Origin of the sequence: Bdellovibrio sp. HCB117 (assembly GCF_047305915.1) — a bacterium.
Lineage (GTDB): Bacteria > Bdellovibrionota > Bdellovibrionia > Bdellovibrionales > Bdellovibrionaceae > Bdellovibrio > Bdellovibrio bacteriovorus_B.
In genome coordinates this window covers 1,316,512-1,340,326 of the sequence record NZ_CP178622.1, presented here as the reverse complement: position 1 = coordinate 1,340,326, position 23,815 = coordinate 1,316,512, and the positions used below count along the sequence as shown (strand labels likewise).

20 protein-coding genes are annotated in these 23,815 nt (G+C 45.0%); 13 read left to right on the top strand and 7 right to left on the bottom strand.

The features are described from left to right. Positions 1-163 precede the first annotated feature (163 nt). The 5 genes from ACLWBD_RS06410 to ACLWBD_RS06390 form a co-directional block, all read right to left on the bottom strand. Positions 164-844, bottom strand: coding sequence for an ABC transporter ATP-binding protein (locus ACLWBD_RS06410; protein ID WP_413570110.1), 681 nt, complete (start codon positions 842-844; stop codon positions 164-166). Further along, positions 837-2,072, bottom strand: coding sequence for an FtsX-like permease family protein (locus ACLWBD_RS06405; protein ID WP_413570108.1), 1,236 nt, complete (start codon positions 2,070-2,072; stop codon positions 837-839). The genes ACLWBD_RS06410 and ACLWBD_RS06405 overlap by 8 nt, the downstream gene beginning before the upstream one ends. After that, on the bottom strand, positions 2,069-3,187 hold the full coding sequence (gene prfB, locus ACLWBD_RS06400; RefSeq protein WP_081111057.1) for a peptide chain release factor 2: 1,119 nt from the start codon (positions 3,185-3,187) through the stop codon (positions 2,069-2,071). The genes ACLWBD_RS06405 and prfB overlap by 4 nt, the downstream gene beginning before the upstream one ends. Positions 3,188-3,491: 304 nt before the next feature. Beyond that, positions 3,492-3,941, bottom strand: a complete 450-nt coding sequence (gene ybeY / locus ACLWBD_RS06395) for an rRNA maturation RNase YbeY (protein ID WP_063208442.1) — start codon at positions 3,939-3,941, stop codon at positions 3,492-3,494. Continuing rightward, entirely contained in the window at positions 3,922-6,330 is a 2,409-nt protein-coding gene (locus ACLWBD_RS06390; RefSeq protein WP_063208444.1) for an HD family phosphohydrolase, read from the bottom strand. Before ACLWBD_RS06390 ends, ybeY begins: the two co-directional genes overlap by 20 nt. 99 nt (positions 6,331-6,429) lie before the next feature. Here ACLWBD_RS06390 and mazG point away from each other — a divergent pair, with 99 nt between their 5' ends. Then, positions 6,430-7,254 (top strand): nucleoside triphosphate pyrophosphohydrolase, encoded by an 825-nt coding sequence (gene mazG / locus ACLWBD_RS06385; RefSeq protein ID WP_413570105.1) that lies wholly within the window; start codon positions 6,430-6,432, stop codon positions 7,252-7,254. 122 nt (positions 7,255-7,376) lie between these two features. Here mazG and ACLWBD_RS06380 read toward each other — a convergent pair whose 3' ends face one another. Next, complete coding sequence (locus ACLWBD_RS06380; protein WP_413570103.1) at positions 7,377-8,297, bottom strand: HNH endonuclease; 921 nt, start codon at positions 8,295-8,297, stop codon at positions 7,377-7,379. 404 nt (positions 8,298-8,701) lie between these two features. After that, the gene (locus tag ACLWBD_RS06375; protein ID WP_413570102.1) at positions 8,702-8,878 is read right to left on the bottom strand and encodes a hypothetical protein; all 177 of its coding nucleotides are present in this window, start codon (positions 8,876-8,878) and stop codon (positions 8,702-8,704) included. 459 nt (positions 8,879-9,337) lie between these two features. On the opposite strand from ACLWBD_RS06375, the gene ACLWBD_RS06370 reads away from it, so the two are divergent. The 12 genes from ACLWBD_RS06370 (at position 9,338) to ACLWBD_RS06315 (ending at position 23,661) form a co-directional block, all read left to right on the top strand. Beyond that, positions 9,338-10,411 (top strand): hypothetical protein, encoded by a 1,074-nt coding sequence (locus tag ACLWBD_RS06370; protein WP_413570100.1) that lies wholly within the window; start codon positions 9,338-9,340, stop codon positions 10,409-10,411. A gap of 12 nt (positions 10,412-10,423) precedes the next feature. Continuing rightward, entirely contained in the window at positions 10,424-11,044 is a 621-nt protein-coding gene (locus tag ACLWBD_RS06365) for a PilZ domain-containing protein (protein ID WP_063209555.1), read from the top strand. Next, complete coding sequence (locus tag ACLWBD_RS06360) at positions 11,016-11,726, top strand: MotA/TolQ/ExbB proton channel family protein (RefSeq protein ID WP_063209553.1); 711 nt, start codon at positions 11,016-11,018, stop codon at positions 11,724-11,726. The genes ACLWBD_RS06365 and ACLWBD_RS06360 overlap by 29 nt, the downstream gene beginning before the upstream one ends. Before the next feature lie 49 nt (positions 11,727-11,775). Beyond that, complete coding sequence (locus tag ACLWBD_RS06355) at positions 11,776-12,321, top strand: ExbD/TolR family protein (RefSeq protein ID WP_413570098.1); 546 nt, start codon at positions 11,776-11,778, stop codon at positions 12,319-12,321. 3 nt (positions 12,322-12,324) lie between these two features. Beyond that, positions 12,325-12,828: an ExbD/TolR family protein gene (locus tag ACLWBD_RS06350; protein ID WP_413570097.1), complete on the top strand. Its 504-nt coding sequence runs from the start codon at positions 12,325-12,327 to the stop codon at positions 12,826-12,828. 4 nt (positions 12,829-12,832) lie between these two features. Next, on the top strand, positions 12,833-16,540 hold the full coding sequence (locus tag ACLWBD_RS06345) for a tetratricopeptide repeat protein (protein ID WP_413570095.1): 3,708 nt from the start codon (positions 12,833-12,835) through the stop codon (positions 16,538-16,540). 14 nt (positions 16,541-16,554) lie between these two features. Then, positions 16,555-16,803 carry a hypothetical protein gene (locus tag ACLWBD_RS06340; RefSeq protein ID WP_063209545.1) on the top strand — a complete coding sequence of 83 codons (249 nt, stop codon included), beginning with the start codon at positions 16,555-16,557 and terminating at the stop codon, positions 16,801-16,803. Between the two features lie 14 nt (positions 16,804-16,817). Then, complete coding sequence (locus ACLWBD_RS06335) at positions 16,818-18,287, top strand: AgmX/PglI C-terminal domain-containing protein (RefSeq protein WP_063209543.1); 1,470 nt, start codon at positions 16,818-16,820, stop codon at positions 18,285-18,287. A gap of 14 nt (positions 18,288-18,301) precedes the next feature. Then, on the top strand, positions 18,302-19,051 hold the full coding sequence (locus tag ACLWBD_RS06330; RefSeq protein ID WP_063209542.1) for an outer membrane beta-barrel domain-containing protein: 750 nt from the start codon (positions 18,302-18,304) through the stop codon (positions 19,049-19,051). A 23-nt stretch (positions 19,052-19,074) separates the two neighbouring features. Continuing rightward, positions 19,075-21,207 carry a tetratricopeptide repeat protein gene (locus tag ACLWBD_RS06325; protein ID WP_413570092.1) on the top strand — a complete coding sequence of 711 codons (2,133 nt, stop codon included), beginning with the start codon at positions 19,075-19,077 and terminating at the stop codon, positions 21,205-21,207. Positions 21,208-21,223: 16 nt separating this feature from the next. Next, positions 21,224-21,871 carry a hypothetical protein gene (locus ACLWBD_RS06320; RefSeq protein ID WP_063209539.1) on the top strand — a complete coding sequence of 216 codons (648 nt, stop codon included), beginning with the start codon at positions 21,224-21,226 and terminating at the stop codon, positions 21,869-21,871. A gap of 164 nt (positions 21,872-22,035) precedes the next feature. Then, a complete protein-coding gene (locus ACLWBD_RS06315; protein ID WP_413570091.1) occupies positions 22,036-23,661 on the top strand; it encodes a methyl-accepting chemotaxis protein in 1,626 nt (541 codons plus the stop codon). The last annotated feature ends 154 nt before the right edge of the window (positions 23,662-23,815 follow it).

The window sequence follows — 23,815 nt, the reverse complement described above, 5'->3', positions numbered from 1 at the left end:
AAGAAGACGCGCCGCGCTTCCAAGGAAAAGCGCGCAGTTAGCGCAATAGAACCCATAACTTTTAGGACGCTTCAACATTAGTTTCTACAAGGCGCAATGACGAAGGCGTATTGTAATACGCCGAGGAGGCAGCAACGCAACTAGAAACTAATGTTCAAGCGTCCTAAACCCAGATGCCGTCTTTCATTCGGTATACTTTGGGGAATTTGGTGGCAAAAGTAAGATCATGCGTCACCACCACCAACGCGAGCTTCATTTCTTCCTTCAGGCGGAAGAACAACTCTTGAATCTTTCCGCTCGTCTGCGAATCCAAATTTCCTGTGGGTTCGTCGGCGAAAAGAATCTTTGGATGTCGCACCAAGGCACGCGCGATGGCGACCCGCTGCAACTCCCCGCCGGAAAGTTGATTGGGATAATGTTCTCGACGCTCAGCAAGACCCATGAACTCTAAAAGATGCAAAGCTTTTTCGCGTGCCGCTTTCGGGGCTTCACCCGCCACGCGACAAGGAATCATGATGTTTTCTAAGGCTGTGAACTCGCCTAATAGATGATGGAACTGGAATACAAATCCCATTTCCGCGTTACGAAAACGAGACAGCTCGTCATCACTCATCGCCAAAAGATCGCGGCCTTCACAAAAAAGTTCGCCCTTATTCGGACGATCCAAAGTTCCCATAATTTGAAGCAGTGTACTTTTACCCGCGCCCGAAGAACCTAAGATCGCTAAAGCTTCGCCCTCTTTGATTTCTAGGCTGATGCCACGAAGAATTTCTAACTCTCCCGTACCTTGGCTGTAAGATTTGTGAATATCAACGGCTTTTAAAAATACATTAGTGTCATTCATTGCGAAGCCCTTCTACTGGGTTCAATCGGCCGCCGCGACGAGCCGGCGCCAAAGTGGCGATGAAACAAATCAAAAGTGTAGCGATAACAATCGCGATGGAATCAACAAAACGGATGTTCACGTCGATCGAATCCAGACGATAAACTTCACCGGCAACGAGACCTAAACGGCTTTGCGCAAAGTTAAAGAGCAGGCAAAGAATAAATCCTAGAATAAACCCAAAGAACAAACCAATCCCGCCCATGAAAAGCCCTTGGAAGGCGAAGATCTTAATAATGTCTTTTCGCGAAAGACCGACGGTTTTTAAAATCGCAATGTCTTTATAGCGACGAACGACGTTCACCAGCAACGTGGACGAGACGTTGAATGCCGCCACCAAAGTGATAATCAAAACAACAAAGAAAATTCCGGGACGTTCTACGCTGACGGCTTCGAAAAGATTTTCATTAGAGTCTCTCCAATCGCGCACCCAGTATGGAGAACCCAAGACATGACTTAAATTGAAAGCGGCTTGGCGTGCATAGTCCACATCTTCAAATCGCAGAAGTAAACCGGAATAGCGATCACCAATGTCAGCTAGTTTTTGTGTCGCTGCAAGATCGCTGAGAATGAATCTTTCGTTCCAATCGTATTTTCCTAAGTCCAAAATGCCTTGCAGCTGGAACTCCCCCACGCGGCGCTGGAATTTTGACGGATCAACGGCGTCAGCAACAGGAACGACCACACGGAAACGATCGCCGACTTTCAAATCCATTTTTGCAGCAAGGCCTTTACCCATTAAGGCCAGGGGAACTTCCGACTCTGAAGAAGAACTTAAGTCGGCCGTACCACTCATCACCCGGCTTTTGAAATTTAAAACTTTGCCGACTTCTTGAGTGTCTACACCTTGAATCAGGATTCCAGAGATCTTTCCTTGATGAGCTAGAACCGCTTCAATAAAGACGAAGCGTGAGGATCCCACCAATGTGGGCTCTGCTTTTTTAATCCGCTCTTCAAGTTCTTTATAGTCATCAGGAAAACGGGAGCGCTTAACAACTTGAGCGTGTCCGGAAACATCGGCCATCGCATGCTTCAGCGTGGATTCAAAACCACTCATCACGGCCATAGATGCCACTAGAGCCGCCACTCCTAAAACAAGTCCCAAAAGAGATAACGGCGCTGATCCTCCGAAAAGAGTTTTCCGAGAAATCAAAAGTCGCCATGCAATCCACATTAAGGACTTATTCACTGAGGTTTCGCCTCTGTGGTGATTTGGGATTTTAGATAAGCCATGATAAAGCCATCTAAATCTCCATCCATCACATCGTCCACTTGGTTGGTTTCAAAGTCCGTGCGGTGGTCTTTCACCATTTGGTAAGGATGCATCACGTACGAACGGATTTGCGATCCCCACTCGTTGGCTTTTTTCTGCGAGTTCATCGCGTCTTTTTCCGCGTTGCGCTTTTCAATTTCCAATTCGTAAAGGCGCGCTTTCAACATCTTCATCGCCTTTTCTCTATTTTGGATTTGCGAACGCTCCATTTGGCAGGACACTACGATGCCTGTCGGAATATGGTACATACGAACGGCAGAGTCGGTCTTATTCACGTGCTGTCCACCGGCTCCACTAGAACGGAAAGTTTCAACGCGCGTGTCTTCCGGACGAACTTCAATATTGATGTCGTCGTCGACCTCAGCCCATGCAAACACGGACGCAAAAGAAGTGTGTCGACGAGCATTGGAGTCAAACGGAGAAATACGCACCAGACGATGAACGCCCGATTCGGCTTTCAAGTAACCATAGGCGTAAGGTCCTTCGACTAAAAGAGTGCAGGATTTGATGCCCGCGCCTTCACCTTCGGTCATCTCGACAACGCTGACTTTATAGCCGTGCTTGTCGGCATAGCGTGTGTACATACGAAGCAGCATCTCGGCCCAATCACAGGACTCGGTCCCGCCGGCGCCAGAGTTGATCGATAAGTAAGCACTGTTGGTATCAAGTTCGCCGTTGAGAACTCGTTTTAATTCTAAATCTTGGCCGTATTTTTCTAACGAATCGACTTCGGCTTTCACTTCACTGAAGCTGCCCTCATCTTGAGCCTCCATTGCCATTTCCAAAAGAACTTTGGCATCGCTCAGGCGATTGGCGAAAGAATCAAACTCTCCCACGGCTCTTTCAAGCAGGGTCTTTTCTTTATTGAGTTTTTGCATTTCTGCAGGCTTTTCCCACAGCGCGGGGTTTTCGGCTTGGATCGCAAGCTCGTCAAGACGCTTTTTCTTTTTATCTAGGTCAAAGATACCCCCGAAGTTCCGTCGAGAAACTTTCGAGAGCGCCGATTCTGCTTTTGATTTCCGATGATTCAGTAACGATAGACATAGGCCCCAGTGTATCTGGGGGACCTAGTCTGTCAAGAAAAACGCCTCCGCGAGCAGGGAGGGGAAAGCTCTCGGAGGCGACAAGGGAGAACACTACTTCCCTATTACAATCTCGATGCCAGGGTGTGCTCGTTCGACGAATTGCGAAATATACGAGTTTCAGAGTGGAAACTGATGGACCCACCCCGGTTTCGCTTAAAACTTGATCAAATCAAGGAGCGCAAAGTGTCCTTTCCGAGGGGATCTTTTATTTTTTGATCTTAAGCAGCAATATAGAAGAATTGAGCCTGATTTAGGCAGAAAGTTTTTTCAAAAGCTTTTCGAAAACAGCGTCCTGGAGGTCGAACATTTCTTTGGCGTCCTTTTCATTGGTCTCATGGTCATAACCCAATAAATGAAGAACTCCATGCAAAAGCATGTATCCCAATTCATGTTGAAAGCTGAGTTTATGTTCCTTTGCCTGGCGCTTTAGAACTTCGGGACACATGACAAGTTCCCCGAAAGAAATCGGGTCCATCGAGTCAAAACTAAGAACATCTGTGGCGTAGTCTTTTCCGCGAAACTCGAAATTGATTTTCTGCGCGGGCTTTTTATCTAAGAACACCAAGGTGAGTTCTTTTTTCGCGTGAGCGGCTTTAAGAATGCGACGTTTTTTAAGCTCACCGACCACTTCTTCCATCCACTCGGTGATGAATTTTCGAGGCACGGCGTGCTTAGATTCATTAACGATCAGAAGTTGCATTGGTGTCGCCCAATCCACCACCCGCGCTGCGCGGATAGTCGATACGTTGATGGTAAATACCTAGAAGAATGCGAACGAAGGCGGCTTCGACTTTGGAAATATCTTTCAGGGTCAGATTACACTCGTCCAGCTGTGCATCCGAGAATTTTCTTTGGATGATATTTCGGACGATGTTTTGCAAACGTGCGGGCGTAGGTTCGTCGAGGGAACGCGCCGCCGCTTCGATACTGTCAGCAAGCATGCAGAGCGCGGATTCACGGAATTGAGGTTTAGGACCTGGATAACGGAAGTCTTGATCGCTGATTTCTGGATCGTCTTCTTTTTTTAGATCCAAAGCTTTGTTGTAGAAATACGAAATCAACGTCGTTCCGTGATGCTGAACGATACCGTCTAAGATCGGCTTACCTAATTTATAAGCCATCCCCATCTCTATACCGTCTTTCACGTGCGCCACTAGCAAAGTCTTACTCATGAACGGAGAAATATGATCGTGAGGATTGTGTCCTGGTTTTTGATTTTCGATGAAGTAGTTCGCGTGTTCCATCTTCCCAATATCGTGGTAGTAGCACATGACTTTACCTAAGAGCGGATTGGCGCCGATCTCTTCAGCTGCGGCCTCCACCATCGAACCCACCATCATGGAGTGATGATATGTTCCCGGAGCCTTGACGATCATCTCTTTCAGTAGCGGATGATTTAAATTGCTGAGTTCAAGAAGTTTTACGTCCGTCGTGTAATTGAAGATAGATTCTAATAACGGAATGAACATCATCGTGACGAGCGCACTGAAGATACCACCCAAGAACCCCGCCGGGATTGAAAGAAGGATTTCCTTAAGTCCGCCCTCTTGATCAAACTTCGTCATCGTTAAAATGAACGCGATCATCAGAGCATTGACTACGCCCGTTCTGACGCCAGCGAAGTAGATATCGTTACGAGTTTTGCAATTGAAAACCCCGCGAGCTGCCGCGATACCACCGACCAAGCTGACAAACATGAAGCTGTAGTTGTAGTCGACCATGATACCTAGACACACCGAAAGGAAGGCCGTGAAGAGCCAAACGATTTCACCGTAGGAAATAAGGAGACCCACCAACATAGGTCCCGCTGCGACCGGAGCTGCATACAAGAAGATCGCCGGAGGAATGATATGCCCCATTTTTGAAGCGAAGGCCGCATCCGTGATGAACATGTAGATCTTCGTGAAAAGAATCGCTCCGAACGCGATGAGCATCATCACGGTCACGTCTTTAAACTCGATTTTCACTTTGTTCATCGTGAAACGTTTTAGGTACGAGAAGAAAACTAGAATCGCTACGGAAAGCATCAAGGCCATTGAAAGCGCCATGATGTCTTTGCGTTTGTCTGCGCGAATGTTCTCGATTTGTTTAATGACGGCCATCTGACCCGGTTGAATGACGGAGCCTTGAGAAATAATGGCTTGGTTCTTTTTAATCGTGATGGTTACCGGAATCACCGCATCGCGAGCGGCTTGTCTACGAGACGCCGTTTCCTGTTTATTTAAGGTAAGATTCGGAACTAGCAATGATCTTGCGAAATAAAGAAGATTGGCCTGGTCACTTTCAGAAAATCTATTCAGGTCTTTTTTTGAATCGAACTCGAAATTTTCTGGCGCTTGCAGGTCTTGGATTTCTTCGCGCGGGATGGGGAACTCTTTACCCAAGTTGTTTTTATGCACGACGCGGGCTAGAACGCTAGCCTGATTGGCCGGGATAAAACGATCTGGGGCTTCAGCGATCTTTTTATCGTACCAGCTTTCCAAGTTACGAATGATGACAGCTTCAATTCTGGGAGTGAATTTAAGGTCAATAAGCCATTCGAACATGAAGTCAGAAACCACCACTCCCAATTCTTTTTCGAACTGTTTTTTATGCTGGAAGAACTCCTTCACCTGACGGCGGTGCTCGGCCGGTGTCGATGACCATTTCGTTTCGCGATAGTAAGCGCGCATGGTTCTAAAAGAGTGAATCAAATTGACGGAAACTCTTTCAAAGACACTTGTGTCGTAATCGTAAACGATCGGCACGGAGTATTCGGCTTTAAAGCGCTTTTCCTCGGTGGTGACCTCGTCGGTCATTTCAAAACCGATTGGCGAAACCACATCGAATTTTGCGACATCGCCGACATTGAAATTATAAGGAACATCAAATTGGTAGAAAATCGTGTAAGAAAGAAGGACGCAGTAAAGGAAGATCAAGGCAGCACGGCGGATGAAGAATTTTTCTTCCATGACCTGAACGATGCGACCAAAGAAGGTTTTCTCTAGGCCAATGGAATCCACCCAGTCTAAGAACTTAAGACTGTGATCCTCATAGTTAACACGAGTCGTAGGACTCTCGCCTTTTTTAGTTTGCTTACCTCGCTGCATATCCAGTTTTCTACCGTATCCTGTTTTGCGAAAATTGTCGAAATCACTCTGTAATTGTGCTAGCTATGAAGAGATTCCATCAGAAAGTCGAGGCTCCTTATGGCTGCAATTCCAACTAACTTACGTCAAATTGAGTCCTTAGTCGAGATCGTGGCGCGTCTACGCGGTCCCGACGGCTGCCCTTGGGATAAAGAGCAGACTCACGAGTCTTTGACTCAGTACGCAATCGAAGAGACCCATGAACTGGTGGAGGTCCTTGAATATCCGAGTGGCGCTTTAAAAGATCAAAAGATGAAGGAAGAGCTGGGAGATGTGCTTTTCCAGGTGGTTTTGCACGCGCAATTGGCTTCAGAACGTGGAGCTTTCACTTTAGAAGATGTGATTTCATCCATTGCAGAGAAGCTTTTACGCCGTCATCCGCATGTGTTTGGTGACACCAAGGTCCAGGATTCTGCTGAAGTTGTTCGCAATTGGGAGTCGATTAAGAAGGCGGAGAAGGCGGCTGATGGAGGTGAAGCTTCTGTTTCGCCCTACGCTTTGAATGTGCCTCCCCTTCCCGCTTTGCAACGCGCTTACAAAATCGGCAAACGCACTGAGAAGTTGGCATTTGATTGGGAAGATGCTGAAGGTGCTATGAATAAGGTGGAAGAGGAATTCGCCGAACTTCGTGAAGCGATCGATGAGGGCACCGATGAACAGGTGCAGGCGGAACTCGGGGATGTTTTATTTTCTTTAGCGCAGCTGAGTCGCCATTTGGATTTAGAACCGGAACAGATTCTACGTCGCGGGAATGTGAAATTTGAGACGCGGTTTAATAAGATGGTCGAATTGGCCGCTGCGGATGGGGTTGATTGGGGCTCTTTGAGCATGGATGATAAGGATAAGTATTGGGTGAAGGCGAAGGAGATTTTGAGGGGGAAGTAGGCGTTTGTTTAAGAGGTTTAGGTGCTATTGCCAAGACTCCGATTGCAGCAGTCCTGGCTTTTCTCTTATTTTTTACGCCTACAGGTACTCAAGATATACCTATCCGCTATCAACTCTTGGATTTATCTAAATCGCAGGCCAGACTCCATACGGTACTTCAACCTATTATGTTGGGCACAGAGTACCTGGAGATTTTCTAACGAATTATCACCACCACTCCAGCGCGGTTGAATATGATCTACTTGCAACAGCCAAGTACTTCCGCAGATTTTTCCTGTTGATGGGATTTTGAACTGACAGCAGGGTTGTTTTGCGAGCATTAACTTCTTGACGCGATTGCTTACTGCCACGGTGGCAGTAACAAAATTTTCGACACTGGCATCATTACTCGACTCATCCGCGTTTTCATTTTTCAAAGGCCTAACTTTAGTTTTCTGAGTGATAATTTTATCACAAATATGTTCAATAAAATTTGGAATATCAGACGAAGATGATGAGTGTGCAAGAAGGGCTTGTGCCTGTTTCAGCTTTTCATATTGTTCTTTGGTCAATGTGAATTCTAAGCGAACACTTTCGTCAGCTTGTACTTTAGATACGGGAGCTTCAATTACGGGCAAATCAAAATAACTGGCGATCTCTTTTTGCGTCTCTTCGTGTCCCCGGTTGGCAATTTGACTCAAAAGTTCTTTTTTATCGTGTGCACTCACTTCCACATTACGTTCTTTAGCAACTTCTCTTGCCGCTCTTTGTAGCATCGAAATCTGGTTCAACTTTATCTCACCAGATTCAATTTTTTCTGCTGTCTCAGGAATTTCACGAAGAATTCGAGCAGCATCAATTCGCCTTTGCGCGCTTCCTCCACTATAACCGACTTCTTTGGTGAGATAATCAAAAAGACTGGGGTATCCCAGCTCTAAATAGGAACGTCGACCGTCGATCTCGGATATAGTGAAAAGAATAGATTTCAAAAGCTTGCGTTCATTGCTCGCAAGAGTTTTTATTCTTGAATCCAATTCATTGTTTGTCATTTTTGAAATCGACATTCAACACCTCACCAATGCGCAGAACATATCATGGGTTTTAAATTGCTTTTCTAGACGTATTCCTCGAGAACAAATGAAACACCCTTCAAACACTTCCACATTGCGCAGGCTGTGCAATATTGATTCAAGATTCATTTTTAAAATAAATTAGTGGATTCATGTAACCATGGTCGTTTTACGGACAAGGGAAACTCGTCAAGAGCATTTCGACTAAATCTTGGTTTGTAATAAATGGTTATACTGCCATCGTGGCAGTACGCAATTGCGTCAAACAGGTCGCTAAGAATTTCGACCGAGTAACATTCTGTTAGAAATGTTTTACTCTGAATGACGTGCGGCTCTACTGCCCGATCTATCTATCTATCTATCTATCTATCTATCTATCTATCTATCTATCTATCTATCTATCTATCTTCTTTCTTCTTTCTTCTTTCTTCTTTCTTCTTTCTTCTTTCTTCTTTCTTCTTCTTCTTTCTTCTTCTTCTTCTTCTTCTTCTTCTTCTTCTTCTTTCTTCTTTCTTCTTTCTTCTTTCTTCTTTCTTCTTTCTTCTTTCTTCTTTCTTCTTTCTTCTTTCGCTCATCACTAATCTCAGCATATTTCTGTAAAACGAAAACACTCTTTATCTACTCACCCCCAACGCACACACTCCGCAAGAACTCACTCACTCACTCACTCACTCACTCACTCACTCAACCACCACCCGAAACACACATCCCCCCAACCCCGCTCCCCGCGCGGCTCTCGCGCCCGTCAACAAGTTCTCCACTTCACCTACAATTCCCAAAAAATCGCCTACTTACCGCGCAGCTAAATTGGGAATCCCTCGCAAACTGTCCAAAGGTTTTACGCCAGAAAATTTTTTTTTCATTACATGAAATTTGTGAAGCCAGTTATTCCAACAACTTACAGCGTCTCAGGACTAGACGGCCAAAAAAATAAAAAACAAAATCACCGAGTTATGTCAAATTTCAGTTTCCAGTCTTTTTGAACGAAACTGGATTCAACGAAGCAATGGTGGGGCTCAGGAGGGCATAACCGTATGTATAATCAAGTCGCACGCAAAGCAATTATGATGGCTTCAGCTGTGGCAATGTTGGCTAGCTGTAGTAAAGGCACTGACTCTTTCTCATTGTTGAAAGACGGTGCAGATTACAAGCAGCAAGCTGTGTTCATTCCGAAAAAGATCGACATCCTTTGGGTTATCGATAACTCCGGCTCTATGGAAACATCTCAAAACAACCTTGCTTCGAATTTCCAATCGTTCATCAATCGTTTTAACCAATACAACTATGACTTCCACATGGCAGTGACAACGACAGATGCTTGGGAAAAACAATTTGACTCTTCAAGCATTAAAGCTCGCATCAGGGATGGCGCGAGACTTGAAACGTCTCCAGGTAACTATGTGACGACATCTTCGGGCGTGTTTGTTATGGACAAACAAACCGCAAACCTCAGCAACGTGTTCTCTACGAATATCAAGCAAGGAACGCTTGGTAACGGTGACGAAAGAGCCTTGGAAAGCTTTAAGCAAGCCTTGCTGGAGCCTTTCAACTCGAACTTCCGCCGTGAAGAGGCTTTCTTAGCCGTTATTATCGTGAGTGACGAAGAGGACTTCTCGGGTTCTTCACAGTCCGCTTTCGAAGACGCTTCTAAGAACTACACAGTTCAAAGCTATGTTGACTTCTTGGATAGCTTCACGAACGCCGCGACAAACGGTAAGAACTATTCTGTAAACGTGATCTCCGTTCCAGATACAGCTTGTAAAAATCAGCTTTCAACAGACGGCTTCCAACGTAAGATCTCAACTCGCTTGCCACAACTTGCCGATCTTACTGGCGGAGTGAAAGGTTCATTGTGCTCAAACTTCGGTGATACGCTTGAGTTGATCTCGGACTCTATCATCCAGTTGTCAGCAGTGTTCAAGTTAAGCCGTGAACCACAAGTAGATACAATCAAAGTGACTGTCGATGGTGTGGCAGTGAGCAATGATGTTAACAATGGTTGGACGTACAACGCCAGTGATCTAACAATCACTTTCCACGGAACTTCAGTTCCGGGCGCCAACGCCAACATTCAGATCGACTATTATCCTAAGTCGATCAAACTGTAAGGGGTTATTTGTATGGGTGGGGTACAAACAGCAACGAATACAGTTCAGTGGTACATTCTTCGTGGGGAAATGAAATATGGTCCCTACGAATATAAATCCCTGATCACGATGATCCAAAATGGCGAGCTCTTTGACTACAACTACGTCTGGGCTCCGCACATGGAAAATTGGACTCTGGTGGGTGACCTTCAAGAGTTTTCCAAAGACCGCCTTTGCCGCCTGATCGAGACGAAAGATCACCTTTCCGGCGCATTCAAAGAGCGTAAGTTCCCACGCGTAGACTTGGTGACTCCAGTTTACGCTCACAATGACCATACATTTTTTGACGGCAACACATTAAGTGTGAGCGAAAACGGAGCCTTGGTTCTTTTGAATGATCCTTTGCTTCAACTCGGTCAGAAAATCATGATTAATTTTAGAGTCTCTGAGAACAACCCTCAGACATTCAATGCTCTTTGTGAGATTGTTCGTAAGAACTTTTCAAAGCAAAGACTTAACGTAAAATCTGGTTTGCATTATGCAGTTCGTTTCCTCCAAGTGCAAGATCAGGGCATGGCGCAGTTAACAAAATGGACACGCGGTGGCGTTTCCAAGGAGGAAACAAATGATGGCATTCTTAAAGTTCATGAATGATTCCGGCTTTGTCGGCTGGTGTATTCTAGTAGTTGGTATCGGTTCATTAGTTCTTGTGGCGGAACGCGCACGCGCTCTTTATAAAGAGTACGGCATGAACGTCGAAGAATTCATGGGTAAAATCCAGAACATGATCCTGGCTAAAAAACTTGATGAAGCTTTACTTCTTTGTGCTCAACTTGAAGGTAAACCTCTGGCAAAAGCATTCAAAACTATCATCGAGAAAGCCGATCGTGATGACGACACTATTTTCCAAGCACACGATATTGCGTTGAGCGAAAATATTCCGCTCTACACAAAACGTCTGCACTATCTTTCGATGTTAGCCAACGTAGCGACACTTCTTGGTCTCTTGGGTACAATCCATGGTCTGATCCTTTCGTTCCAAGCGGTAGCAACAGCTGACCCGGCACAAAAACAAGCTTTGTTAGCACACGGTATCTCGGTATCGATGTATACAACGGCTTTGGGTCTTGCGGTGGCGATCCCAGCGATGGTGTTCTTCTCTTTCTTGACAGCCCGTCAAAACCAATTGATCGAGCAAATGTCAGAGAAGTGCTCTAAGCTGACTGAGCTACTTACAAGCGCTCACATCCCGAACCTGACTCGCCAAAACGTGTTCCCTGATCACGTTGCAGCACCGATGGCTACTCCTCCTAGCCCAGGCACAAAGGTTTCCTAACGGAAACCTTTCCCGGCGCGGTGGACCTTTTTCAAGGATGGGATAATTTATGAGCAGACGCATTCGTAAGATTAAAATTGATCACAATGGTGAGTTTGAGCTCGACTTAGCTCCGCTTCTTGCCGTGATGGTAAAGCTTGTACCGGTACTTCTGGTTTCGTCAGCCTTCGTGCAAATGATGGTGATTGAATCGGAACTTCCGCAAGTAGTGAATGAAGCCATTCAACGTCAGGAACAACAACCGACACCTACAAATATTTCTATCGAAGTTGAAACAACAGGCATCAACATCGTGGTAACAGAAAAAGGCCAGGATAAAGTGGAAACTATTCCCATGAAGAATGGCGCTTACGACTACGAAATGCTTCACGCAAAACTGGTTGCTGTTAAAAAAGCCCATCCAGACATCTTCAAGCTTGAGCTTCATCCTGATGGAAAAGTTCCTTACGACGAAGTGGTAAAAGTCATGGATGCCGCTCGTCAGGCACGCGATATCAACGTGAAATTCCCTGTGTTCGACACCAAGCAAGGTAAGAACGTGGAAACAAACTACATGTTTCCAGAAATCGTTTTCGCCAACATGATGGAGGGCTAAAACATGTCACGCCGTCGTAGATTCGAATTACCGACAAAGAAAAATTCAACGTTCACTTTGAATATCACTTCAATGACCGACATGTTTACAATCATGCTTGTGTTCTTGTTGCAGACGTATTCAACGTCGGACGTGCAAATCGTTCCTGAAAACGGTCTGCGTTTACCGCAATCGGCTTCTATGGTGAATCCCACAGAATCCATCAAACTTTCTTTATCCAAAGAATCTTTGAAGATTGATCAAACGAAAATCGCAGACGTGAAAGACGCGGATTTCTTGCCTCAGGACCTTGAAGATAAAGACACTAACTTTATCAAACCTCTTTTCCAAGAGTTGGACCGTTTGGCGAAATCAGAGTCTGAAAAAGACAAAGCTTTCATTAAAGAAGGTCGTATCCTTCTGCAAGCCGATAAGGAACTTCCTTATGCGACTTTGCGCAAGGTTATGTACACGGCTTCCATGGCCGGCTTTCCTCAGTTGAAACTTGTCACCTTAGTTGGAGAGTAAGTTTATGATGCGCACAGTGGTTCTACTTCTAGCATTTCATCTGTTTTCAATGTACTGCTTCGCTGCGGATAAAAACGCCAAAGGTCTTTTGCCGGAAGTGCGTTTGAATAGTTCGAACGAAACAGAAAACGAGAAAAAAGCTTTCAGCAGCGAGATCATGATCACTCGCTCTGAAAACAAGGCTATTGAGTCACTGCAAAGTATTATCAAAAAGAAAAAAGGCTCTAGAGATGAGGCGGACCTTTGGTATCGCCTGGCGGAGCTTTACATGCGCCGTTCAAAATCCGGCCGCTTTTTTGACCTCCACCAAGACACTCCCCTAGCAAAACTTTCACCGTTCCCCGTAGCCAATGAAAAAGGTTCTGAGGCGGTTAAAAGAGCTATTAAAATCTATACGAAAATTGAATTGGACTTCCCAGGCTTTAAGCAAATGGATGCCGTCCTTTTCAATAACGCCTTTGCAAATCAGCAAGTGGCGCAATACAAGCAGTCACAACTTCTTTACGAGAAACTTTTGACTCGCTTCCCAAAATCTCCACTGATTGCTGACGGTACGTTGGCTGTCGGCGAGCTTCTTTATGACCAAGGGAAATTCAGAGAAGCTCTTGAACACTTCCTTAAAGTGGAGAAATTCCCGAACAGCCGCGTTTACTCTTACGGTATGTATAAGGCCGCTTGGACTTACTACAATCTTCGTGACAGTGAAAACGGTATTAAAAAACTTGTCGAGGTTGTCAGAACAAATCCTCCTCTTCAAGATGGTGAGATGCCAACAAACAGACACAATCTTCGCCGCGAAGCTCTTCGCGATTTAACTGTTTTCATTGGTGATTCTTACCCTGCAAATAAACTTTATTCTTTCTTTGAAGACATCACGACGGAAGACGAAATGGGTCAATCGATGATTGATCTAGCGAAACTATATGAATCACACAGCCGTCAAAAAGAGATGAACACGTTCTTGGGCGAATACATCGACAAGCGTCCTTCAGGACCTGAAGTGGTGCGCGCTCACCTTTACTTGGTGGATGCCAACGAAGATCTTAAGAAACGCGATCTTGTGATCGACCATATGCAAATGGCGAGCGACCTGTGCCGTCGTGATTCAACTTGGAGAAATCTGCAAAAAGCGGACGTCGCTAAAGAATCCTGCGACACGTCTTTCCGTACGACAAGTTTGGAAATGGCGAAAAAATGGTGGGAGATCTGGCTTAAGAACAAACAAAACGCGGAGTTCTCGGATTTAACTCTGCGTTTGTTCAAATTGATGTTGGATAACGAAGATCCGACAAAACCTGACTTAAAAACTCGCTTTGCTTACGCCGAACTTCTGTTCCAATTAAACAGATTTGACGAAGCAAGTACTCAGTACAAAATGGTGGGCGATAAAGCCACTGACGAAACTATGCGCCATGACGCAAACTACGCGACTCTTTACGCGAAAGAAAAGTCTATCGAAAAGGGCAAAGATCCTTTGAAAGAGGCGGAACGTAAAGAATTGGCTGCCAACTATTTGGCGAAGCACCCTACGGGTAAGTTCGCGACTTTAGTAAAATTCAAAATGGGTCACATCGCTTACGAAGAAAGCAATTACCCAGAAGCCGAAAAATGGTTGAAGCCTTTGGCTCAGCTTAAAGACAATGCGGATATTAAAAAGAAATCCGAAGACCTGATCTTGGATATGCTGAATATCCGCAAAGACTACGCGGGAATCAAAAATTTCTCGAAGCAAGTCATGACTTCGACTGCGGATGAAGATCGCAAGAAGAACATGAACAAAATCATGGAAGAGGCTCACTTCACTGAGATTCAAGAGTTCGCTAAAACCGGCAACAAAGATCAAGCTTCTCAAAAGTTGATTGCGTTCGCGAAAGAACATGAATCCTCGAAACTGTCTCAAGATGCTTTGTGGCAGGCACTGAGCCTTCTTTACTCTGAAGGTAAAATCTTTGAAGCCGCAGACCTTTCTTTGAAATTCGTGGAAAAATATCCGAACGACAAACGTAACTTGGATGCTTTGAAAGAAGCGGCAAAAGCTTACGCCGACGTAGGACAGATTTCAAAATCAGCTGAAACTTTGGTGAAAATCGCCGACCTTGATAAAAAAGGTCGCAACACTCACCTAGAACTTGCCGCTGACATCTATCTTTTAGAAAAGAAGATGAAAGAGGCCCGTGCCGCTTACAACGGCATCTTGGCAGCGGCGGATAATAAAACATTAAGCCGTATCTACGGTAAGCTTTTAGATTCTTATAAAGGTGACAACCGCGGATCTGAATACGATAAGTTGCAAAACCAAATCATGGCCAAAGGCATTGAGCCTTATACAACAGAAATCATGATTGATCGCGCAAAGGCGCTATTGGATTCCGGTAAAACAACAGCGGCATTTGATCTTTCAATGAAAGCTAATGGTCGTGATGTGCCGGCGGAAGTGCGTGCGGAAGCTCGATTGATCCAAGCTCGTGTCCTTGAAAAAGAGTTGGTGGCTCAAAGCGTGAAAGCCCGCGAAGAAAAATTCGCGCTGGTTCTTTCAATGAAGACAGAAAAGTTGGATAAAGCTCATACGGCTTACTTCACAACTTTGAAAATGTCGAAAGATCCTTATCAACAGCTAGAAGCCATGCGCGGTATTGACCGTTGTTACGCAAACTTCATTGATAGCTTAACAACGATGCCACTTCCGGCGTCTCTTTCCCCTGCCGATCAGGAAGCTCTTCGTGCGGAAATTGCGAAGTTGACAGCTCCGATCCAGGAAAAGAAAAACGAGAACGAAGCGAAGTTGAAAGTTTTAGCTGCATCGAAAGGCCAAACTGCCGAAAGCGAACGCTCTTACGCAAGTTTGCGCGTCGATCAAACAGTAAGTCCGATGGCGCAGTATCCAGAGGCGAACAAGATGACTGCTTTCCTTCCGGCTTCGATGGATATGACGATCGGAAAAGTGTCTCGTTATGAGACTTCCAAAGCGAAAAATTGCAATCGCTCCGCAATCATGACGGCTCAATTGCAGAATTTGAATCCGCTCGAAGTTGCAGGAAATTGTTATTCTTCTAGACAGTACGAAATGGTCGAAAGACTCGGTTTGGAACTTGCGAAGAACAAGGACACACGCGCTCTTGGTTTGTTCTATGCAAGCTTGGGTGCCGAAGGTAAGGGTTTTGAAAGCAAAGCTCTGTGGATGATTGAAGCGGCCATGAAAGTACAACCGGAAGTTTCTCCGTTCGTGTACCAAAAAGCACGCTTGATCTACAAGGCCGATGGCTTGAATGAAGCAATGCCGTTTTTCGAAAAAGTTTTAGACATGCAAATGCCTTCAACAGAAATGCAAACTTTCGCCGGAGTGAAGGCTTTCTCAGAGGGAGATTTTACTAGAGCAATTGAAAAATTCTCTTCTCTGAATAAAGAACAGTTGTATACTTTAAATGTGGGAACCTTGATGAGTGAGTCTTACGCTCAGAAGGGCGAAGTCGATAAAGCTCTCAGCACTTTGAAAGATTTGTTGAGCTTTAAAAAGGACAACGCAGACTTCTTGTTGCAACAAGCACATATCTTCGAGACCTACAAACAGAGTCCAACACTTGCGCTGGATTCTTATGAAAGAGCTTTTAAAGCCAGTCAGAAAATGGATATGAGAGACTGGTTAGGTAAGAAAATACAATATTTGAAAACACAAAACAAAGTCGGTCAGCACGTTATCTCGGGAGACTTGTAGTATGGAGGGTACAAGTGAAAACTATCATCACAGCGATGATCGCTTTCATTCTCTTGGGAACAGCGACTGCCTTTGCCAAACAAAGAACAGTCCGTAAAGTCCAGGAAGTCAATTTCGGTGAGATGAACCTTAAGGGAACGATTCGTAACCCTGATGGGGCCTATCTTGTGCAAAAAAGAGGTATCAAATTCATGCCTCTTTACGATGTGCAAAAAGATATGGATGGCCGCATCCGTGAATCCGCTCTCTATTTGAATAACTAATTCAGAGGTGTCACATGCTCACGTTGATTGTACGTCAGTCCCTGAAAGATGGGACGGCAAAAACTTGGAAGCTGCGCTCAAATAATTCAACTCACACCTTCGGTTCATCCCGCTTGGCGGATGTGATTTCTATCGCTCCCGGCACCAAAGGCATTCAAGGTGTCTTTGAGTACCGTGACAACCAGTGGTGGTATGTCAATATGGATCTTATGACGAGCGCGGCGAGTGCGAACTCCCCTGCTCTGTCTTTAGATAAAGAACAAAGTCTGCAACTTGAAGACTGCGAATTGAAGTTCACACCTGTAAGAAAAGAAACAGATCTATATCTGCGTCTAGAAAAAGCAGGCCAAGAACAACGTGAAGCGGCTAAGCAGTTCCAACTTTATATCGTCCGCCAGGCCGGTAAAGTTGTTGAGACTAAAGTTCTTTCAATGAAAAAGAAGTTCAAGCCCGCCGTTGGTATCAACGCGCCAGTGATTGCTTGCGTGCCTTCACAAGAATGGCACAAACAAACTGTGGGAGAACTCGAGATCAGTCAAAGAACAGTGTCTTTAGAAGATGCTGCGAAGATGGGCCACATCACGGCAAGTCAATTGGTAGACGAAGAATCTAAGCGCGGCCTTTATATCGTGCTAGGTGCGGCGTTTTTCCTTGTGAGCGTAGGAATCTTTGCTCCGAAGCAACAAACTGTTGAAACGGCAGCAGCTCCTCCTAAAGTGGCACAAAAAATTATCGTTAAAACGGAATTAAAACCTAAACGTAAAAGAGCAGAGGCTCCAAAACAACAAGTCGTTGTTAAAGAGTCTGCTCCAGCAGCAGCAACACCTAAAGTTGAAATGCCTACAAATGGCAGCCAAAGCAAAGTTTCAAAAATGATGAAATCTTTGACTGGCGGTCGTATTTCTCAGTTGATCGGAAAAGTTTCCGCTCAAGCTGCGAAGAGCGGCAACGTCGTGTTTGCTAACGGTGTAAAAGCTGGTAACGGCGCTTCCGGTCGTGCACTGGCGGCTGTTGGTGGCATGGAAAGATCCGGTCGTGACTGGGGTCAGGAAGGTACTGGTACGGGAGTTGTGATTTCTACCGCAGGTAAAGGTGGCGGTAAAAACGCGACAGGTATGGGTGGCTTGGCCGCTGGAAGCACAGGCAGTGCCGGTGTAGGTTTGATTGAAGAAGAAGGCGAAATCACTGGCGGTCTGGACCGTGAAGTGATCGCTCAATACATCAAATCAAAACTCGGTCAGATCCTTTATTGCTATGAAAGACAATTAAGTGCCAATCCGGATTTATTCGGTAAGGTCGCAGTGAAGTTTACAATCGGCCCATCTGGCGCCGTCGAACAACAACTTATTGGAGACACAACACTTAAGAACGCAACCGTTGAGGGATGTATATTGAATAGGGTTGCCGCATGGAAGTTTCCGAATCCACAGGGGGGAACTCGCGTGCTAGTGACATATCCATTCTTATTCAAGAGTACAAACTAAGGCGGGGGTAATACATGTTGAAGAAAACACTTTTAATGATCATCTTGGCTGCATCGCAAGCATTCGCACAGCAAGGCGCTGACACGAAACCAGCTACGAACGCAGACCAAAGAGGCAGCGACAAACTGGACATTAAAAAACTAGAACAAAAATACTGGGCGGCAAAAGACGACGACTTCAGTGTCGTACAAAACCGTCGCTACACGAAAGCCGACAGATTCTATCTAACTTTGGCTGGCGGTGTGCCTATCAACGACCCGTTCGGTAAAGGTTCCATCACGGGAGCACAATTGGGTTACTTCTTCAACGAACGTTGGGGCGTTGATGTAAGCTACCAAAAAGTGAACATGGAAGACAACGACAGTACAAAGCAGTTCAAAGAAGACAACTTAACTTCTCCGAACTACAACTTCATTGATTCATCAACGATGTTGTCTGTGACCTATGTTCCACTCTACGCAAAAATGAGCTTCGTTGATAAAGCCATCATCTATTTCGATATGGGTATTTCTTTGGGTGTAGGTACAACGGATTACCTCATCAAAAAAGAAGAGGGCGATGAAAAGAAAAACGGCATGACTTACCAAATCGGTATCAATCAGCAGATTTTCTTCTCGGAGCACTTCGCGATTCGTGCGGACTTCATCAATAAGTTCACAAACGAAGAGCGCATGAAATACAGCACGATCGCACCGGACCGCGATATGGGGTCTAAAGTGGTGAACGATACGTCTTTAATGGTGGGTATCACGTATTGGCATTAATTTTCTCCATGGGTGGGGGATTTATGTTTAAGCCTTTAAAAATTTCGATTGCTGTAAGCCTGGTGTGTGGGACTGCTTTTGCAGACCCCGCACTGACTGTGAAAAAATCAGGCCGTGCTCCAGCAAGCACACTAAAAGTAAAATCAAGCCTTGTTCCCACTTTTGATGTTTATCAAAAGAAAGTCGTTAAAGGAAAAGTGGAAGTTTTTAAAGTTAAAAACATTCCTCTTTTAGACCTGGGTGAAGAGCGCGAGGTTCAAGCATCGGTGTTAAGCCCGCTGCGCCTCCCCGCCTCCCGCGATTTGGAACTGAAGGAAACTCGTCGTCGTGAGTCTTTAAATGTCCTGCAAATCCAATTGGCTCCATACAACGAAGTGGTAAACGCTCCAAAAGCGGTCACTTCCACGGAAGCCTTCAACAAGATTCCAGACGTAAAAATCTTGAATCCTGTCATGGAGCCCGTGACCAAAGATCCTTTGGTTCAATTGGCAAAAATGGATGACATGCAGCCTAACGACTACAAACTGTTGCAAGCTTTGATCTTCTTGGAAATTCAAAAGAAGTACGAGCTTGCCATGGGCCTTTTTGCCGAGTTGATGGAAGATCCTGAACATCGTATTCAGGCTCTTTATAACTATGCAATGACCGCCAAAGGCATGGGTTTAAATTCTGAATTCCGTCAGTACATGATTCAATTGGCGCAAGAGACTAAAGACAAGATGTGGCAACAAAAAGCCACGGAAGCTTTGGTTAAGCATATCAACGTGCTTGAAACTTCCGACATCGCTTTGATTGACCCTTTGGTGATCAAATACGAAATCGATGTAACGAAGAATGAAGAGTACCAATTGACCCGTGCGAAGCATTACTCTGACAAAGGCCAGTTGGGCTTAGTTGAAGATGCTCTGATGTATATTTCGGAAAAGTCTCCTCTTTATCCTGATTCACTTCTTTTGACGGCGTTATTTAACTACCGTCAAGGTAAAGTGGACGATGCGACTATTCAGTTGGAAAAACTGATGGCCGCTACGGATGGCAACAAAACTTTGCAGCTTCGTTCGGTAGCGGCATTGACTTTGGCGCGCATCCAGTTCCAAAAAGGTGACTATAAGGACGCGTTCCAATCTTACTTGAAAGTCGATAAGTCCAACCCACTGTGGTTGCAAGCGATGGTTGAAAGCGCTTGGACTCAAATCTTGGGTGAAGACTATGAAGGTGCCGCAGGGAATATGTTCTCTTTGCACACTGACTTCTTTAAGAATGCGTTTTCTCCAGAGTCTTACGTTGTTCGTACTGTCGGTTACTTGAACCTGTGCCAATATGGTGACGGCGTGCAAGTGCTGAATGAAATGAACAAGAAGTATGCTCCTTGGAAAAAGAAACTCGAAGACTACCAAAAAGCTCACAAAGACTCTTTGACGTATTATGATACGGTGAAAAACTGGATCAAAAACTCAGATCTTAAAGAGGTGGATGGTCTTCCCCGCTCTTTCATCGTTGAATTGGCTCGTCACCCGGCTTACATGAGCGTACAAAAACAGATCAATGCTTATGAAGATGAAATCGTTCGCTTCAATAAGATTGCTTTGACGCTGATTAAAATGGAGCGCGAGTTGATCGCAAAACAAAATGAAGCGAATAAAGACTTGGCTTCCGCGAAAAAAGGTATCAAAGGCGACTCTCCTTCTGAAAGCGCTATCGCCAGCGTTCAAGAAGCCGAGAAAAAACTTTTGAGCTACCGCATCCAATACCACATCGCTAAAAAAGCGCGTGTGTCGATCAAGAATTTGAGATCACAAGGTATTGCGCGCATTGAAAAAGAAAAATCCGTTCTTCGTGCCCAAGCTTCTCAAGCTCTTGCCGGTCGTTTCAATGAAATGCTTGCAGGTTTGAACAAGGTTTTGGATCAAAACGAAGTACTGCAATACGAATTGTATTCCGGTGCCGGTGAACATCTTCGTTACCAAATGGCTGGTGGAGATGTGAACGAAAAAGAACGTCCTGAATTGAAAGTTCAAAAAGAAAAAAGTTTGAACTGGAAATTCAAAGGTGAAATCTGGGAAGACGAAGTGGGTCACTATCGCTCTTCTTTGAAAAATGTCTGCCCGCAAGAGAATGGCTCTAACGGCGGCGTAGCTGGTTTGTCTGAACAATAAGGAAAGGATTTTCAAGATGAAATTCTCTAAATCAATTTTAACAGTTGGCGTTTTGATGAGTCTAAGTACTGCGGCTTTTGCGCAGACAACCGCTAAAGAAGGTTTGGATCGCATCAAAGCCAACTTGAATAACTCGAAGGCCAATTTAACGGAATACGAAAAGAATCTGAAAACCGTTGAAGGCAATATTCAGGAAGTGGGTAAAGCGAAATCCCAAGTTGAAGGACAACAAAAACAAGTTCTTCAACAAGTCGAAGAAAACAACCAGGCGATGACCAAAATCAGCGGCCAAGAAAAAGAACTTCAGGCTTTGATGAATGAAGAAAAAAACAAGACGGCTCAAGAAAATCAAAAGATTGCAGAGCTGGAAGCGATGATTGCAAAGATCAAAGAGAATCAGAAGAAACGCGAAATGAACGTGTCTGATTATCAAATGCAAATGAATCAGCTTCAGGAAGAAAAGAAAATCTGGCATTCGCGCGCTGGCAACCTGAAAGAACAAAACGATCAGGTGAATCAACGCCTTCGCTCTTTAGCAAGCGAAGAAAAAGAATGGCAAGCCAAACAAAAAGGCTATCAAGGTGAAGTGAAACGCTGGAGTAAAGAGGTCGAAAGACAGCAAAAAATCAGCGACAGCTACAATTCTTTAGCTGAAGTTAAATAAGAGTCTTTTCACATTCATATATTTAAAAGGCCGTTTCCACTGGGAAGCGGCCTTTGTTTTTTTGGGCCTCTCGCTTTTGAACTTACATTTCTTTTTAACCCTTTATTAACAACCGAAAGATTCCGAAACAATGGGACATCATCCATTTTTAAAGGAAATTTTGTATGTCTTTGAAGTCATGGTTCCAAGGTATCCGCGGAAAATTGCTTTTCGCAGCAGTCCTTCCTCTGATCGGTTTTACAACTATTTATTTTATCTCTCACTCCGGCATGAACGATTTAGGAAGAGGTATTCAGTCTGCAAATGACGATATCATTCCTAGCATCCAGGGTCTCGGCGACATGCGCCAGGCACGCAATGCATTTGGTTATCAAGCTTATGCGGCTATGGCTCAGCACGATCCGAAGAAGCGTGAAGTTCACATAACTATTGCGAAAGAAGCTATTGCCAACCTGAAAAAGGCCATTGATTTCTATGAGTCCTTCCCGTTTACTCCGGAGGCAGAAAAGATTTGGGCACCTTCCCGCCCTATTCGCTCTGAATATTTTGCGACGCTTGAAAAAGTCATGCAGCATCTGGATGAAGGCGCCAACGACAAAGCCTTAGCCCTTATGCAAGGTCCGGTTTGGGACTACGGTACGACGATCAATAAAGTGACTTCCGAATCATTGGCTTACTATCGCGAGCGCGTAAAGAAAGAAACAGCTTTGGCGACAGAGACTTTAGCTCGAGCAGACAAAATGCTTATAGCGATCACTTTGATTTCTTCTATCGCTATTTTCTGTCTTCTGCTTTGGTTGGCCGCAAGAATTGCGAACTCCGTGGCTTCTATTGCAGGTCGCTTAAGCGGCGCTGGAGGTCAAGTGGCTTCCGCCGTCGAACAGCTTAACGAAGCCGGAAACAGTTTGTCCCAGTCCTCTACGGAAGCTGCTGCTTCTTTAGAAGAAACTGTGGCGGCCCTGGAAGAGATGACTTCTATGGTACAGATGAATTCCGACAACGCGAAACAAGCTGCGGCTCTTTCTGCGTCATCAAAAGAAGCTGCGGAGTCTGGTGAACGAGAAATTCAAACATTGATTGAGTCAATGACTGAAATCTCTAAATCTTCTAAAAAAATCGAAGAGATTATTTCAGTTATCGATGACATCGCCTTTCAGACAAACCTGTTGGCTTTGAATGCGGCGGTCGAGGCTGCCCGTGCAGGTGAACAAGGTAAAGGTTTCGCCGTCGTCGCAGAAGCGGTTCGCACATTAGCACAAAGAAGTGCGGCGGCCGCCAAGGATATCACGGTTTTAATCAAAGACTCCGTTTCACAAATCGAACACGGAAGCGACATTGCTGATAAGAGCGGTGCGGTTCTTACCAACATCGTGAGTTCAGTGAAAAAAGTTTCAGACTTGAATAACGAGATCGCGGCAGCAAGTTCTGAACAGACGACTGGAATTCAACAGATCAGCAAAGCGATGAATCAGTTAGACCAAGCGGCTCAATCAAATGCGGCTTCCGCCGAAGAAATCGCGGCGACAAGTGGTGAGATCAACAACCTGGCAGCAACAAATCAGAATCTAACTATCGAGTTGAACACAGTTATCTTAGGGGGGGATGCAAATCCGGCAGCCGCCCCTGCGGAGGCAAAGGTCAAAGGCGCAATGAGAATGAAGACGTCCGGTAAAGTCATTCCTTTTAAATCCACAAAACCCATCGCCACCGCAAAAAAAACAGAGTCTCAAGCTACGATTCCCTTCGACGAAGATGAACGGGCTAAGGTCGGAAACACTGAAGGTTTTTAATACTTCTCAATAAAAGTAAATTTACAAACCCCTCGCTTCGTCGAGGGGTTTTTTATTTTCTGATCCCAAGTTATCAAGAAACAGTAAAACTGGACTCGCCCTCCCCCTTGAGAATCCGATCAAAATTCTGTCAAATTATTAAGGAACGCTAACA

Bases quoted from the DNA above. Each gene is read 5' to 3' on its own strand.
- ACLWBD_RS06345 (WP_413570095.1), top strand. From the start codon at position 12,833: ATGATGCGCACAGTGGTTCTACTTCTAGCATTTCATCTGTTTTCAATG.
- mazG (WP_413570105.1), top strand. From the start codon at position 6,430: ATGGCTGCAATTCCAACTAACTTACGTCAAATTGAGTCCTTAGTCGAG.
- ACLWBD_RS06360 (WP_063209553.1), top strand. From the start codon at position 11,016: ATGATGGCATTCTTAAAGTTCATGAATGATTCCGGCTTTGTCGGCTGG.
- ACLWBD_RS06325 (WP_413570092.1), top strand. From the start codon at position 19,075: ATGTTTAAGCCTTTAAAAATTTCGATTGCTGTAAGCCTGGTGTGTGGG.
- ACLWBD_RS06330 (WP_063209542.1), top strand. From the start codon at position 18,302: ATGTTGAAGAAAACACTTTTAATGATCATCTTGGCTGCATCGCAAGCA.
- ACLWBD_RS06355 (WP_413570098.1), top strand. From the start codon at position 11,776: ATGAGCAGACGCATTCGTAAGATTAAAATTGATCACAATGGTGAGTTT.
- ACLWBD_RS06335 (WP_063209543.1), top strand. From the start codon at position 16,818: ATGCTCACGTTGATTGTACGTCAGTCCCTGAAAGATGGGACGGCAAAA.
- ACLWBD_RS06390 (WP_063208444.1), bottom strand. From the start codon at position 6,330: ATGCAGCGAGGTAAGCAAACTAAAAAAGGCGAGAGTCCTACGACTCGT.
- ACLWBD_RS06350 (WP_413570097.1), top strand. From the start codon at position 12,325: ATGTCACGCCGTCGTAGATTCGAATTACCGACAAAGAAAAATTCAACG.
- ACLWBD_RS06365 (WP_063209555.1), top strand. From the start codon at position 10,424: ATGGGTGGGGTACAAACAGCAACGAATACAGTTCAGTGGTACATTCTT.
- ACLWBD_RS06380 (WP_413570103.1), bottom strand. From the start codon at position 8,297: ATGTCGATTTCAAAAATGACAAACAATGAATTGGATTCAAGAATAAAA.
- ACLWBD_RS06315 (WP_413570091.1), top strand. From the start codon at position 22,036: ATGTCTTTGAAGTCATGGTTCCAAGGTATCCGCGGAAAATTGCTTTTC.
- ACLWBD_RS06370 (WP_413570100.1), top strand. From the start codon at position 9,338: ATGTATAATCAAGTCGCACGCAAAGCAATTATGATGGCTTCAGCTGTG.
- ACLWBD_RS06375 (WP_413570102.1), bottom strand. From the start codon at position 8,878: ATGAGCGAAAGAAGAAAGAAGAAAGAAGAAAGAAGAAAGAAGAAAGAA.
- ACLWBD_RS06410 (WP_413570110.1), bottom strand. From the start codon at position 844: ATGAATGACACTAATGTATTTTTAAAAGCCGTTGATATTCACAAATCT.
- ybeY (WP_063208442.1), bottom strand. From the start codon at position 3,941: ATGCAACTTCTGATCGTTAATGAATCTAAGCACGCCGTGCCTCGAAAA.
- ACLWBD_RS06320 (WP_063209539.1), top strand. From the start codon at position 21,224: ATGAAATTCTCTAAATCAATTTTAACAGTTGGCGTTTTGATGAGTCTA.